The following is a 15,022-nucleotide window of genomic DNA, read 5'->3' as shown; positions in this document are numbered from 1 at the left end:
CGACGGACGCCCGGGGAGGACGCGCGGCGATCACCGCGCCGGAGCGGTCCGGAACGGTCAGTCGAGCGATCCGCCGGACATCGCGGCGTGCATGCGCCGGTAGGTCGCGGCCTCCTCGTGGCGGCTCTGGCGTTCCAGGGTGCGGGCGAGGGCGATGTGCGCCCAGTTGTCGACCGGGTCTAGTTCGATGATCCTGCGGAAGGTACGTTCGGCCTTGTTGAGCTGTGCGGAGAAGAAGTAGGCGCGGCCGAGCAGTTCCAGGAGGGAGCGGCTGTTCGGCTCGTGTTCGACGAGGGGCTCCAGGGTGCGGGCGGCGTAGATCGGGTCGCCCAGCTCCATGAACATGCGTGCGCGGTTGAAGGTCTCGTAGGTGCTCTCTTCCACGGTGCTCCTCTCGACGGCGCTGCCGTCCCGCATCACAACGGCCACCGCAGTGACCGCATTCCCAGGCGAGACACGGGGCCGGGAGGGACTCGGCGCGCACTCGTGGAACACCGCACCGCACCCGCCCCCATACATAGGGATCCCCGGACCGCGCGGTGCGCACACACGCGGGCCCGGTCACCGGCGTCCGGCGACCGGGCCGCCCGGCGGTGTCAGAGGTCGACCGGGTTGACCCGACCCGAGTCCACGTCGTAGACGCCCCCGCCACGGGCAGCCCCGCGGGCAGCAGGGGGTGGTGGCGGATCCGCTCCAGGTCGTGCCTGAGCGCGCCGAGCTGGTCGCTGTTGGTGTGGAACTCCAGGCTGCGGGTGTCCACCCCGTACTCCTCCTGGATGAGGTCGTGCACCACGCCGTCGTCGTCCACCGAGGCCATCTTGCAGCGCGTGTGCGGCAGGACCAGGACCCGCTCCACGCCCAGCAGGTACACGGCCAGGACGAGCGTACGCAGGGTGTCATCGGTCACCCGGGCGCCCGCGTTGCGCAGGATCTTGGCGTCGCCGGGCTGGAGACCCAGCATGTCCAGGGGCTCGATCCTGGAGTCCATGCAGGTCACCAGGGCCAACCCCCGGGCGGCCATCGGCTTGAGGCCCTCAAGCGCGAAGCGGGCCGCGTACTCGTCGTTGGCGGCGAACACGTCGTCGAAGGCGCCCGGCGCGCGGCCGGGGTCGATGGACTCACTCACGCGGGTTCACTCCCTGTCTCCATGGCCATGGGCCGTGTACACGCGACCGGGCCCGTGTACACGGCACGTCGCACTACTCTCAAACGCTCTGTCCGGGGCCGGTGAGTCCCACGTCGGTGCGCCCGGTGCCCACCGTGGTGATCGCGCGCGGCAGGGTCTCACCGGATCCGTCCCGGCGGTCGGTGGCGTCGGGCAGGCGCACCGGCCTGCCGTCCTCGCGGGCGGCGCGGGCGGGCGCCCGGCCGATCCAGCCGAACAGCAGCGTGTCCTCTCCCTTGAGGTACCGATGGCAGCGTACCCCGCCGGTCGCGCGCCCCTTCGCGGGGTAGGCCTCGAACGGTGTGACCTTGGCCGATCCGGCCTGGGTGCCCTCCAGGGCGTTGCTGGCGCCCGAGACGGTCACGACCACCGAGTCCTCGGGGGAGGGGACGGCGCCGAACCACAGGACGCGCGCCTCCTCCGACAGGCGCACGCCCGCCACACCGCCGGCCGGGCGGCCCTGCGGGCGTACCGCGCCCGCCGAGAACCGCAGCAGCTGGGCCTCGGAGGTGATGAACGCGAGGTCCTCGTCGCCGCTGGACAGCTGCGCGGCGCCGACCAGGCGGTCGTCGTCCTTGAGCGTGATGATCTCGAAGTCGTCCTTGTTGGGCGGGTAGTCGGGGGCGATCCGCTTGACCACGCCGCCCTCGGTGCCCACAACCAAGCCCGCGCCCGAGGGGTCCATCGCGACCACCGAGACCACCCGCTCGTCCCCGTCGAGCTGGACGAACTCGGACACGTCCAACCCCGATGCCAGGGGCGGGCGCTCCTCGCCCTCGTCGGGGAGTTCGGGCAGTTCGACCACCGGCACGCGGATCATCCGGCCCAGGTCGGTGACCATGCCGACGTCCGACCGCGAGGTCGTGGGCACTGACGCGGCGATCGCGTCGTGCTTCGTGCGCAGTCCCTCGTACATCGGCGGCGGGGTGGCGCCCCGGCTGCGGCCGACGGTGCCGTCCACGCCGAGCAGGACGTGGCAGGGCTGGTCGGCCATCTCCAGCGGGATCACCGCGCCCCGGGCGGCGCCGTCGCTCTCGCGCAGTTGGGTGCGGCGCGGTGTGGCGAACTGCTTGGAGACCTCGGCGAGCTCCTTGGACACCACGCGGCGCAGCTTCCTGTCCGACTCCAGGATGGACGTGAGCTCGTCGATCTCCTTGTTGAGCCGGTCGCGCTCGGTCTCCAGCTCCAGCCGGTCGAAGCGGGTCAGGCGGCGCAGCGGGGTGTCGAGGATGTAGCGCGCCTGGATCTCGGAGAGGTCGTAGGCGCCCATGAGCGACTCGCGGGCGGCGGCGGTGTCGTCGGCCGCGCGGATCAGGGCGATCACGCGGTCGATGTCGAGCAGTGCGACGAGCAGGCCGTCCACCAGGTGCAGGCGCTCCTGGCGCTTGCGGCGGCGGAACTCGCTGCGGCGGCGGACCACGTCGAGGCGGTGGTCGACGTAGACCTGGAGCAGCTCGCGCAGGCCGAGGGTCTGCGGCTGGCCGTCGACCAGGGCGACGTTGTTGATGCCGAAGGACTCCTCCATCGGCGTGAGCCGGTAGAGCTCCTCCAGGACCGCCTCGGGGTTGAAGCCGTTCTTGAGCTCGATCACCAGGCGCAGACCCTGGTTGCGGTCGGTGAGGTCCTTGAGGTCGGAGATGCCCTGGAGCTTCTTGGACTGCACCAGCTCCTTGATGCGGCTGACGACCTTCTCCGGACCCACGTTGTAGGGCAGTTCGGTGACCACCAGTCCGGTGCGCCGCGCGGAGACCTTCTCGATGGAGACGGTGGCCCTGGTCTTGAACGTGCCCCGGCCCTTGCGGTAGGCGTCGCGGATGCCGTCCAGGCCGACGATGGCGCCGCCGGTGGGCAGGTCGGGTCCGGGGACGAAGTCGGTGAGCTCCTCCAGGGTGGCGTCGGGGTGGGCGATGAGGTGGCGCGCCGCTGCGACGACCTCGCCCAGGTTGTGCGGGGCCATGTTGGTGGCCATGCCGACCGCGATGCCCGAGGCGCCGTTGACCAGGAGGTTGGGGAACGCCGCGGGGAGCACCTCCGGCTCGGTCTCCTGGCCGTCGTAGTTCGGCTTGAAGTCGACGACGTCCTCGTCGATGGACGAGACCAGGAGTTCGGCGCTGCGCTCCAGGCGCGCCTCGGTGTAGCGCATGGCCGCGGGGGCGTCGTCGCCGCCGAGCGAACCGAAGTTGCCGTGCCCGTCGACCAGCGGGACGCGCATGGCGAAGGATTGGCTGAGACGGACCAGGGCGTCGTAGATGGCGCTGTCGCCGTGAGGGTGCAGTCGGCCCATGACCTCGCCGACGACGCGGGCGCACTTGACGTGTCCGCGGTCGGAGCGGAGCCCCATCTCGTTCATCTGGTAGAGGATCCGCCGCTGCACCGGCTTCATGCCGTCGCGGGCGTCGGGCAGCGCGCGTTGGTAGATGACCGAGTACGCGTACTCCAGGAAGCTGCCGCGCATCTCCTCGGAGACGTCGATGTCGATGATCTTCTCGGCGAGATCCTCGGGGGGACGGGAAGTTGTACGGGCCATGACCGTAATTCTGGCCTGTTCCAGAGACTGAAACGTACGTAGGCCGGTGGTTGGCGCGGTGTGACCCGTGCGACTGAGGGAGTTTTGGGCGCGCGTGTGGGGGTTTCCGCCCGTGCGCGGTCGCGGGCGCAGAGCCTCGCCCGTCCCGGTCGACGCCTCCGGCGCGAGAGGGTTCCGACGAAGTCCGCCCTGTGGACATCCGCCGCGACCCCCTCCGCTCTGATACCAAGGAACGCATGGCGACATCTGCTGGCGGCGCGCACGCCACCGCGACCCACCCGGACGACTCCACGGCCCACGACGCCCCCCACGACCGCTCGCGTCCCCATGGGCGGGCGCACGGCGGCGCCCTGCGCGAGGCGGCCGAACGACACCTGCGTGCGCTCGCCGGGAAGTCCGCGCGGCTGCGCGAGGACCAGTGGACAGCCATCCACGCCCTGGTCGCCGAACACCGCAGGGCCCTGGTCGTCCAACGCACCGGCTGGGGCAAGTCCGCGGTCTACTTCGTGGCCACGGCCCTGCGCCGGGCCGAAGGGGCGGGCCCCACCGTCATCGTCTCCCCACTGCTGGCGTTGATGCGCAACCAGATCGCCGCCGCCGAACGCGCCGGGATCCGCGCGCGGACCGTCAACAGCGCCAACACCACCGCGTGGGAGACCGTCTACGCCGACGTGGCCGCCGGGGAGGTGGACGTGCTCCTGGTCAGCCCCGAGCGGCTCAACAACCCCGAGTTCCGCGACCGAGTCCTGCCCGAACTCGCCGCCGGTGCGGGGCTGGTGGTCATCGACGAGGCGCACTGCGTCTCGGACTGGGGGCACGACTTCCGCCCGGACTACCGCAGGATCCGATCCCTCCTGCACGACCTGCCCGACGGAATCCCCGTCCTGGCCACCACCGCCACGGCCAACGAGCGGGTCACCCGCGACGTCGCCGAACAGCTCCAGACGGGGGAAACCCGCCAGGACACCCTCGTCCTGCGCGGTTCCCTGGAACGGGAGAGCCTGAGATTGGCCGTGGTGAACCTGCCCGACCCCACCGCCCGGCTCAGCTGGCTGGCCGAGCACCTGCCCCGGATCCAGGGCTCGGGCATCGTCTACACGCTCACCGTCGGCGCCGCCCTGGAGACCGCCCGTTTCCTCTCCGAGCAGGGGTTGGACGTGCGGGCCTACACCGGTCAGACCGACCCGGACGAGCGCAGACGGGCCGAGGACGACCTGCTGGCCAACCGGGTCAAGGCCCTGGTGGCCACGAGCGCGCTCGGGATGGGCTTCGACAAGCCCGACCTCGGGTTCGTCGTCCACCTGGGGGCGCCCCAGTCGCCCATCTCCTACTACCAGCAGGTCGGACGAGCGGGGCGAGGCGTGCAGCGGGCCGAGGTGGTCCTGCTGCCCGGCCGCGAGGACCGGCAGATCTGGGCGTACTTCGCCGGGCTGTCCTTCCCCGAGGAGGACACCGTGCGGGAGACCCTCGACGTCCTGGCCGCCGAGGGGGCGCCGATGTCCGTCGCCCGGTTGGAGACCCGGGTGGACCTGCGCCGGACCCGGCTGGAGCAGATGCTCAAGGTCCTGGACGTGGACGGCGCGGTCCGGCGCGTCCGCGGGGGCTGGGTCGCCACCGGGCGGTCCTGGGAGTACGACGCCGAGCGGTACGCGGCCGTCGCGGCGGCGCGTGAGCGCGAGCAGCGGGCCATGCTCGACTACCTGTCCACCGACACCTGCCGGATGGAGTTCCTGCGCCGCCAGCTCGACGACGGCGCGGCCGAGCCGTGCGGCCGGTGCGACGTGTGCACGGGGGAGTACTGGCCCACGGAGACGGACCCCGCAAGGCGCGAGGCCGCCGCCGACCACCTCGACCGCCCCGGCGCCCCGGTCTCCCCCCGGCGCCAGTGGCCCACCGGCATGGACGCCCTGGGGGTGAACCTGTCCGGGCGGATCGCCGAGGGCTCCCGCGCGGGCGAGGGACGGGCGCTGGCACGGTTCACCGATGTCGGCTGGGGTACCGAGCTGCGCCGGATCCTCGCCGAGGACGCCCCCGACGAGCCGGTGAGCGAACGTGTGCTCCAGGGGGTCGTCCGGGTGCTCGCCGCCTGGGGGTGGCAGACCCGACCGGTCGGCGTGGTCGTGATGCCCTCGCGCACCCGGCCGACGATGGTCACCGATCTGGCGCGACGCCTGTGCGATCTGGGCCGGCTCACCCCGGTCGGCGCGCTGGGATACCGCTCGGAGGCCGGGCCGGGACCGCGTCGGCACAACAGCGCGCTGCGTCTGCATCAGGTGTACTCGGAGTTGGTCCTCGGCGACGACGCGGCCGACCGACTGGCGCGACTCCAGGCCGGGTCACCGGGGCCGGTGCTGCTGGTGGACGACTACACCGACACCGGGTGGAGTCTGACGGTGGGCGCGGCGCTCCTGCGCCGGGCCGGCGCCCCGGAGGTGCTGCCACTGACCCTGGCCACGATGGGCGGGTGACCGAGCCCGACGGGGCGGCGAACGGGGGTGCGGCCCGGTCGACGCCGAGGTGCGGCGGGCCGTCGCGGTGCGGCGTCGGGTACCGGTGCCGCGTCGGGCGCGGAGCCACCGGTCTGTTCGGCCACCGGGATCATGGGGTCGGCTCGACGGTTCGGGCACGGGGCCGCGCGCCTGCCGCGCGCACGCGAGCCGTGGGCCGGGCACGCCGTCCCCCGCACCCGGGGCAGCGCACCCAGGAGCGTCAGCGCAGCCGCTGCCCGCGCGGGGCGCCGCGCCGGACCGGCTGTCCGTCGCCCAGTTCCGGGCGGGCGCCCGGCTGGTGCAGGGCGCGTGCCGCGAGCCGGTGCCCCCGGCCCAGCGCCTCCTTGGGGTGGCGGCCCGCCAGCCACTCGGGCAGGAACCCGGCGATGAACGCGTCACCCGCGCCGACTGAACCCGGCTTCGGGTCGACCGGCTCCGCGGGCGCGGACACCACGCCCTCGCGGGTCCTGGACGCCCACAGGCCACCCTCCTCACCGAGTTTGAGCACGACGTTCGGGTACTGGGCGGTCAGCACCCTGGCGGCGGCCTCCGGTTCGTCCCGGCCGGAGAGCACCCTGGCCTGGCCGAGGTTGGCGAAGAGCAGCCGTGCGCCCTGCGTCCACTCCACGAAGTTCTCCGCTCCCGCGCGTTCCAGCGGCGCGTGGGAACCGCCGTCCACCGAGATGGACATGCCGCTCTCGCGGGCCATGCGCAGGGCGACCCGGGCGGCGCGTCGGGAGTCGGGGTTGATCAGGGTGTACCCGGACACGTGCAGATGGGAGTCCGGCGCGAACACGTCGCGCGGCAGGTCCTCCGGCTGGAGCCGGGCGTTGGCGCCGGGATCGCTCAGCATCGTGCGGTCACCGCGGTGCGTGATCATGACCACACACGTTCCGGTGGGCCGCTCCGGGTCCATGACCATGCGCGAGTCCAACCCGTACCCCATGAGCTCCATCTCACGGGTCCTGCCGGTGATGTCGGAGCCCCGGCGTCCCACGAACGTGGTGTCGACGCCCTCCACGGCCAGCCACGAGGCGATGTTCGCCCCGGAACCGCCGCCGTACATGACCACGGACGCAGGCGTGTCGCTGCCACGGGCCAGGGGGTGGAACGCCTGCGCGACGGCATCGGTCATGAGGTCACCGATTACGACCACTCGTGTCATTTCGCCAGCCACCACCGAGTTATGAGAATCCGTGCCCGCACGACGTTAACAGGTTAACGATCAGCGGCGTGTAACGAAGTGACGGTTCCACGGGTACGTGGCCGGGTACGGGCGGTGCCGCTCCGCGTCCGCTCCGCGCCCCGGCCGCCGGACGGCTCACACCGCCACCGGGCACCCCGGGTCCTCCCGCATGGACTTTCCCCGGATTCGACCGAATGTCGTCTAGTCTCGCTGTCGTGCAGTCCTACCCGAACCACTGGGAAGCCGACGTCGTCCTCACCGACGGAGCACCGCGCACCTGCGCCCCATCACCCCCGACGACGCCGATCTGCTGCGGGACTTCCACTCCCGCCTCTCCCCGGAGACGATCTACTACCGGTTCTTCGCTCCCTACCCCCGGCTCTCCGACCGGGACGTGCGGCGCTTCACCACCGTCGACTACGAGGACCGCGTCGCGCTGGTGGCCACCATCTCCGACGCCCTCGTGGCCGTCGTGCGCTACGACAAGGTCGCCCCGGAGGAGGCCGAGGTCGCCTTCGTCGTGGAGGACTCCCACCAGGGCCGCGGGTTGGCCTCGGTCCTGCTGGAGCACATCGGCGCCGCCGCGCGCGAACGCGGGGTGCGCCGCTTCGTCGCCGACGTCCTCCCCGAGAACCGGCGGATGATCAACGTCTTCCGCGAGGCCGGGTACACCGCCCAGCAGACCTTCGACGAGGGTGTCATCCGGCTCACCCTGGACCTTCAACCCACCGACGACGCCAGGGAGGTCATGCAGGCCCGCGAGCAGCGCGCCGAGTCGCGATCGATCGCCCGCCTGCTCTTCCCGGAGTCCGTGGCCGTGATCGGTGCCAGCCGGACCGCGCACACGATCGGCCAGACCTCGCTGCGCAACCTCCTCACCGGGGAGTTCCAGGGCCCGGTCTACCCCGTCCACCCCGAGGCCAAGGCGGTCGTGGGCGTGCGCGCCTACCCGTCCGTGCTCGACATCCCCGACCAGGTCGACCTCGCCGTCGTCGCGGTACGGGCCGAGGCCGTCACCGAGGTTGTCGAGCAGTGCGCGGAGAAGGGCGTGCACGGGCTCGTCGTGGTCAGCTCCGGGTTCGGCGAGGTCGGTCCCGAGGGACGTGCCCGGCAGGACGAACTGGTACGCACCGCCCGCGCCGCCGGGATGCGCGTCGTGGGCCCCAACTGCCTCGGCATCGCCAACAGCGATCCGACGGTCTCACTCAACGCGACCCTCTCCCCGGACCTGCCTCCGCGCGGCCCCATCGGCTTCTTCTCCCAGTCGCGCCCTCGGCCGCGCCATCCTCCAGCGGGTCGCCGAGCGCGGCATGGGCCTGTCCACCTTCGTCTCGGCGGGCAACCGCGCCGACGTGTCCGGCAATGACCTGGTCCAGTACTGGCAGGAGGACCCCGCCACCGAGGTGGTGCTCCAGTACCTGGAGTCGCTCGGCAATCCACGCAAGTTCACCCGCCTGGCCCGCCGCCTGGCCAAGCAGAAGCCGGTCGTGGCCGTGCGCAGCGGGGGTTCGGCCCAGACCACACCCACCGGGCACGCCGCGGGCGGGCTCGCCCTGCCCGACTACGCGGTCACCTCGCTGTTCCAGCAGGCGGGCGTGGTGCGCGTGGACGACATCACCCAGATGTTCGACGCCGCGCAGGTGTTCGCCTACCAGCCCCTGCCCGATGGCCCCCGGGTCGGCGTCATCGGCAACTCGGACTCCCTGGAGCTCCTGGTCAAGGACGCCGCCGTGCGTCAGGGGCTCAAACCGCACGAGCCCGTCAACCTTGGGCCCCAGGCCACCGCGGAGGACTTCGACCTGGCCCTGGAGACCGCGTTGGCGGCGGAGGACGTGCACTCGGTCGTGGTCGTGTTCGTGCCCGCCCTGCACCCCATCGGCGACGACGTCGCCCGTGTGCTGCGCGCACGTTCCCTGGGTTCGGACAAGCCGGTGGTCGCCACCTACCTCGCCCGGCAGGGCATCCCGGAGGAGCTGCGCCACGTCGGCGAGCGCGGCGAGACCCTGCGCGGATCGGTGCCCTCCTACCCGTCGCCGGAGGACGCGGTGCGGGCGCTCGCCCACGCCACCCGGTACGCCCAGTGGCGCAACCGCAAGCCCGGCCGGCACCCCGAACTGCCCGACATCGACCGCGCCCGCGCCCGCGCCGCCATCACCCGCGCGCTCAAGTGCGCGCCCGCGGAGAACTCCGTGGCGTGGTTCGGCGGCGAACGCCGCTACGACGAGGACACGGCGATCTCCAGCGCCGACGCGCGCGAACTCCTGGCCTGCTACGGTATCGCCGCCTACCCCGACATACCGGTCACGTCCGCGGACGAGGCCGTGGTGGCCGCCGGCGAGCTCGGCTACCCCGTCGTGGTGAAGGCCGACGCTCCCGACCTGCGGGTCCGCGCGGGGGGCACGTTCGTCCGCGCCGACCTGCGCACCCCGGACGACGTGCGCAGCGCCTTCCTTTCCCTGCACGACCGGTTCGGCGCGGAGGCGGGGCTCGTCGTCCAACGCATGGCCGCGCCCGGTGTGCCCACGGTGGTCCGTGCGGGCGACAACCAGTCCTTCGGCTCGGTCGTCTCCTTCGGCCTGGCGACGTGACCGCCGAACTGCTCGATGACCGTTCGTTCCGGCTCGCCCCCCTGACCGACATGGACGCCGCCGACCTCATCCACGCCGTGCGCGCCGCGCCCCTGCTGTTCGGGCTGCCCGCGGGCGCCACCTCGCTGGCCGAGCAACCCAACGTGGAGGCGCTGGAGGAGCTGCTGATCCGGGTCTCGCGCCTGGTGGAGGCGTTCCCGGAGATCGGCTACGTGGACCTGGACCCGGTCCTGGTGAACGCCACCGGTGCGCACGTGCTCGGCGCGCGCATGTGGTTGCGCGAGGCCCCCGAGGTCCGGCCCGACGCGGGTCCCCGCCGCCTGGGAGGGGTGACCTTCTGATCATGGGCTGGCCCGCGCGTTGGCCGTCCCGGTCGCGAGGTGTCGCCCGGAGAGGGCAGGATAGGGGCATGAGGAAATCACGTGCCGTGTCCACCGACTGGCGGATGGAGATCGAGCGGAGCGGGTACTACCCCGCTCTGGTGATCGACGCCGTCGCCACCGCCTTGGGGGACGAGGACGCCGAGGCCTTCATCGTCCACCACGAGGCGACGTTCGACCCGGCGATGGAGATGCGACGGCACATCACCGTGATGCTGCTGACCGCGACCCGGCTCGTGGTGTGCCACACGGACGAGCACCCGCCCACCGATCCCGGCGGCGCCTCGCACGCCTCGACCACCACCGACAGCATCCAGATCGGCAACGTCCAGTCGGTCGCGCTCACCCGGGTGGTCGCCAACCCCGCGCAGTACACGCCCGGCAGCCTGCCCAGTGAGCTGGTGCTGAGCGTCAACCTGTCCGTGAACTGGGGCACGGCCGCCCACATCGACCTCGAACCGGCCGCCTGCGCGACGAGACCTGCGAGCTCGACCACGGCTACACCGGCGCGATCACCGCGGAGCCCCTCACCCTGCGCGTGAGCGAGGCCGCGGACGGCGCGGCTGCGGTCGCGGCGATGATGCGCTTCGCGGACGCGCTCTCGGCGGTGACGGCCCGGTAACCGTCTCGGGCCAGTGGCCTACCGGACTCCGTGCCAGCGCGGAACACGGGCGTGACGGGGACTTAACGAACACGGTGTCGGCAGGCGTGGTGCCGAAACGATCCGGCCGTCTAAGGTTGAACCGGATTCGTGCATACCGCCACAAGCGAGACGTGCCAGGCCACGAGCCCGGCGCGGGCGCGCCGCGTCGTCAGGACCCGCGCGCGATCTCACGGAGAAAGGTCAGTCTGCGATGACGCAGCACCCGTCCCCGACGTCCCCGGACGACGGCCCCCTGGTACACCTGACCGTCGACCGCGCCATCGCCACGGTCACCCTCGACTCGCCCCGCAACCGCAACGCGCTGTCCGCCCGGCTCCGCTCCGAGCTGTCCCAGGCCCTGTCCGACGCGATGGCCGACGACGACGTGCGCGGCGTCGTTCTCACCGGGACCGGACCGGTCTTCTGCGCGGGCGCGGACCTGAAGGAGGTCGGTGCGGCGCTCCGGGGCGAGCCGGTCGAACCCGCGCCCGAGTTGCCCACGGTCTTCGAGCAGATCATGGGCGCCCCCAAACCCGTCGTCGCGGTGCTCAACGGCGCCGCCCGCGCCGGAGGGATCGGGTTGGTGGCCGCGGCCGACATCGCCCTGGCGCCCAAGAGCGCGACGTTCGCCTTCACCGAGGTGCGCATCGGCGTCGTCCCCGCGATCATCTCCGTCCCGGTGTCCGCGCGCATGCACTCGCGCCAGCTCAGCCGCTACTTCCTCACCGGGGAGCTGTTCGACGCCTCCGCCGCGGCCAAGGCGGGCCTGATCACCCAGGCCGTCCCGGACCGGGAGATGGCGCACGCCGTGGACGCCGTCCTCCAGGGCATCCGGGGTTCGGCGCCGCGCGCCCTCTCGCGCACCAAGCAGCTCCTCGACGAGCTCGGATCCGGCGCCCTGGCGGCGTCCGAGCGCCGTACCGAGGCCTTCAGCCGGATGGGCGAGCTGTCCGCCGAGTTCTTCGCCGGTGAGGACGCCGCCGAGGGCCGGGCGGCCTTCTTCGACAAGCGCCCGCCCCGCTGGGCCCAGTAGCGAAGGTCCGGGGGCGCTCGGCGCCCGCGGCCCCCGGCCTTTCGGACACGACCGCCGTACGCCCGGTGATCCCGGTGGCCGACCCGTGTCGCCCCGGTACACGGCCGTCGGCGGACGGGGCATGATGGAGACGTGAGCTACTCCGGAGATACCAGGGTCGGCGGCCCCGCCGACCTGCGCCAACTACCGCACCTGACGATCGCCAAACTCGCCGTCGGCCCCATGGACAACAACGCCTACCTGTTGCGTTGCACCGCCACGGGCGAGGGACTCCTCATCGACGCCGCCGCCGAGGCCGACCGCATCCTCGACCTCATCGGTGAGCGCGGACTGGCCCGCGTGGTCACGACCCACCGCCACCAGGACCACTGGCAAGCTCTGGCCGAGGTCGTCGGCCAGACGGGCGCCCGCACGGTCGCCCACCCCGCAGACGGGGACCAGCTCCCCGTGTCGGTGGACGAACCCGTCGAGCACGGGACGCGCGTGCCGCTGGGCGAGTGCGTGCTGACCGTGGTCCACCTGCGCGGGCACACACCCGGGTCGATCGCGTTGCGCTACGACGATCCCGAGGGGCGCACGCACCTGTTCACCGGTGACAGCCTCTTCCCCGGCGGAGTCGGCCGTACGTGGAGCGACCAGGACTTCCGCACGCTGGTCGCCGACGTCGAGGAGCGTGTGTTCGGCGAGCTGGACGACGACACCTGGATCTACCCGGGGCACGGCCGTGACACCACCCTGGGCGCGGAACGCCCCAAGCTGTCGGAGTGGCGCGAACGCGGCTGGTAGCCGGACCGACCTCCGGCTCCGCGCCGGTCGGTCCCCGACCCGACGCGATCGTCCGCGGGCCGCCCCTCAGGCTCCGAAACAGCAGAAACCGGCCCGTCCGAGGTGGAGTGCCACCGCCTCGGACACCGGAACCCCCTCCGTCACGGCCCGGTGGAAGCTGACCATGGCCCCCTCCGCCTCGGCGTCCCGCACGGGGACCGGGCTGGCCACCACCGTGCGCACGCCACGCGCGTGCAGCGCGCCGACGAACCCCGAGGGGGTCCCGGTGACACCGCCGAAGCCGCGCCCGTTCCAACAGGTGGAGAGCGTCACCAGGTCGGGCGCGGCCGTGAGCACGCCCAGGTCCCGGGCGAGCAGGGGCCCGTCGACGAGGTCGACCGACGCGAGGAGGGGAACGCGGTCGGGCACGTGGCCGTGCCCGGCGAGGTGGACGACGTCGGCGTCGGCGAACCCCTCCACCACCCGCGTCCGCCCGGCCTCGTCCCCGCCCAGCACCCGGGCCCGCGGGTACACGCGCGCCAGCGTGGCCACCTCCCGACGAGCGCCTTCGGGCGCGGGGGCGGCCACGAGCAGCACGCGCCCGGTCGGCGGTCGCGGGGAACCGGTGCGCGTCCGCCGCCACCGGTCGGCGCGCTCCACCCAGAACCGGGCGGTGGGCACGAGGTTGACCGGACGGCCGCACAGCGCGGGCAGCATGCCCCACGGCGGGTCGCCCAGGCGCGGGTCTGCGGCCAGCACGAGCGGCCGGTCCCCGACCAGGGGCAGGAGTGGGGCCACAAGGACCCGCGAGACCTCGGCGGCGGCCGCCCGCACCTCCGCCGCACGGGAGCGGCACGCGGGTTCGGGCAGCGCGTGCGTGAAGCGCGCCAGCGCCCGGACGGCGTACCCGACCGGGCCCAGCGGGCGGGCGTGGATCCGGCCGGCCACCGCGACGAGCCCGACCGCGTCGTCTCCGGCCCATGTGAGGTGGACGAAGGCCCGATCGGACCCGATCCGCGCGAGCAGGGCCCCGGCCACCGGCCCGGGCGGCGCCGTGGGCGCCGCCGTGGAGGCGGCACGGCACGCACGCCACCGCGCCGCCTCCCACAGCCGCGCGCGGCGAGCCGTGGCCGGTCCCCGACCCAGGGCCAGGGCGGCGCGGTAGTCCCCGGCGAGCGCGGTCAGCGTCGGGGTGTCGGGTTCGTGGGGACCGGGCACACGCGGGGCGGCCCAGGTCCGGGTCAGCTCCGCCCACTCCAGCGCGGTCGCGGGCGCCCCCGCGCGCAGGGCGCTCTCCAGGCCGGCGCGGACGACGTGCGGGTCGTGGGCCGCGGCGCCCAACCACCGGCCGGGCACGGGCACGGCGTCGCGTGCGGCGCCGCCCGCCAGCACGTCCAGCGCCCGCCGCGAGGCCGGGCACCCGGTGTCGTTCGCGGTGCCGGGGAGCCGGATCCGCAGTCGGTCCCTGGCCCGACTGACGGGCCCCGTGGTCGCACGCCCCGGCGGGCCGGAGGCCAGGACGACGCCTTCGAGGCGGGTCGCCAGCCGAAACCACAGCGAGCCCCGCCCGAAGGTCCCGCGCACGCGCCGGGTGAGTTCGGCCGCGCGTCGGCGGTCGCCCTCCAGGAACCGCAGCTTGGCCTCCACGAGCAGCGCGGTGGCGGTCGCCGAGCCGTCCTCGGTGCAGGGGCCCTCGTCCAGCGCGGCCGCCGCCTCCTCGACCAGCCCCTCCGAGAGCAGGGCCTCGGCCAGGTCCACGTGCAGGGCCTCGCTCCGGTCGGGCGGCAGTTCGGGCAGCAGGGCGAGGAAGGTGTCGATGGCGGTGGCCGTGTCGCCCCGGTAGAGGGCGAGGCACCCCTGGTTCTGGCGGGCGACCATGCCCAGGAGCGGGAGGCCGTGCTCGCGGGTCAGCGCGTGGGCCTCGGCGAGGTGGTCGCCGGCCTGGCCGAACCGGCCGCACATGGTCTGGGCCAGTCCGAGGTTGACCAGCACACCGGGCAGGACCGGCGCGGCCTCGGCGACGGGGTGGCCGCGCATGCGGCGGTGGGTGTCGGCGAGGAGGTCGGCCGTGGTCTCGAACAGACCGCTGCGGGCCAACCGCACCCCGCGCTGACCCGGGCCAGGAGGAGACGGCCGGACAGTGGGACGACTGGGGTCACGTGCCCGCCTTTCGCCAGGAGAACGCTCGGACCACAGATAGCAGGGGCCGGGCGCGCACGGCAGTCCCCGTCGTCGATTCACGGTCC

7 protein-coding genes and 3 pseudogenes are annotated in these 15,022 nt (G+C 73.2%); 5 read left to right on the top strand and 5 right to left on the bottom strand.

Annotated elements, in window-relative coordinates:
• Positions 1-57 precede the first annotated feature (57 nt).
• From BJF83_RS23020 to BJF83_RS23010, 3 genes and pseudogenes are all read right to left on the bottom strand, one after another.
• Positions 58-384: a M48 family metallopeptidase gene (locus BJF83_RS23020; RefSeq protein WP_075928018.1), complete on the bottom strand. Its 327-nt coding sequence runs from the start codon at positions 382-384 to the stop codon at positions 58-60.
• 212 nt (positions 385-596) lie between these two features.
• A pseudogene (locus tag BJF83_RS29920) lies at positions 597-1,114 on the bottom strand (beta-class carbonic anhydrase).
• Positions 1,115-1,205: 91 nt separating this feature from the next.
• The gene (locus BJF83_RS23010) at positions 1,206-3,692 is read right to left on the bottom strand and encodes a DNA topoisomerase (ATP-hydrolyzing) subunit A (RefSeq protein ID WP_075927955.1); all 2,487 of its coding nucleotides are present in this window, start codon (positions 3,690-3,692) and stop codon (positions 1,206-1,208) included.
• 236 nt (positions 3,693-3,928) lie between these two features.
• On the opposite strand from BJF83_RS23010, the gene BJF83_RS23005 reads away from it, so the two are divergent.
• Positions 3,929-6,160 (top strand): ATP-dependent DNA helicase RecQ, encoded by a 2,232-nt coding sequence (locus BJF83_RS23005; protein WP_083678677.1) that lies wholly within the window; start codon positions 3,929-3,931, stop codon positions 6,158-6,160.
• Positions 6,161-6,401: 241 nt separating this feature from the next.
• On the opposite strand, the gene BJF83_RS23000 is transcribed toward BJF83_RS23005, so the two are convergent.
• Positions 6,402-7,337 carry a carbohydrate kinase family protein gene (locus BJF83_RS23000; protein ID WP_075927954.1) on the bottom strand — a complete coding sequence of 312 codons (936 nt, stop codon included), beginning with the start codon at positions 7,335-7,337 and terminating at the stop codon, positions 6,402-6,404.
• A 245-nt stretch (positions 7,338-7,582) separates the two neighbouring features.
• On the opposite strand from BJF83_RS23000, the pseudogene BJF83_RS22995 reads away from it, so the two are divergent.
• The 4 genes and pseudogenes from BJF83_RS22995 to BJF83_RS22980 all read left to right on the top strand — a co-directional run bounded on the left by BJF83_RS22995 (position 7,583) and on the right by BJF83_RS22980 (position 12,797).
• Positions 7,583-10,296, top strand: a pseudogene (locus BJF83_RS22995) (GNAT family N-acetyltransferase).
• Positions 10,297-10,364: 68 nt separating this feature from the next.
• Positions 10,365-10,957: pseudogene (locus BJF83_RS22990) on the top strand (DUF5998 family protein).
• 232 nt (positions 10,958-11,189) lie between these two features.
• Positions 11,190-12,011, top strand: coding sequence for an enoyl-CoA hydratase-related protein (locus BJF83_RS22985; RefSeq protein WP_075927953.1), 822 nt, complete (start codon positions 11,190-11,192; stop codon positions 12,009-12,011).
• A gap of 132 nt (positions 12,012-12,143) precedes the next feature.
• The gene (locus BJF83_RS22980) at positions 12,144-12,797 is read left to right on the top strand and encodes an MBL fold metallo-hydrolase (protein WP_075927952.1); all 654 of its coding nucleotides are present in this window, start codon (positions 12,144-12,146) and stop codon (positions 12,795-12,797) included.
• 66 nt (positions 12,798-12,863) lie between these two features.
• Here BJF83_RS22980 and BJF83_RS22975 read toward each other — a convergent pair whose 3' ends face one another.
• Complete coding sequence (locus tag BJF83_RS22975; RefSeq protein WP_262391794.1) at positions 12,864-14,879, bottom strand: CHAT domain-containing protein; 2,016 nt, start codon at positions 14,877-14,879, stop codon at positions 12,864-12,866.
• Between the last annotated feature and the right edge of the window lie 143 nt (positions 14,880-15,022).

Source organism: Nocardiopsis sp. CNR-923 (assembly GCF_001942255.1).
Classification (GTDB): domain Bacteria; phylum Actinomycetota; class Actinomycetes; order Streptosporangiales; family Streptosporangiaceae; genus Nocardiopsis.
The sequence above is the reverse complement of the archived record's forward strand: the minus strand, read 5'-3'. Positions and strand labels throughout refer to the sequence as shown.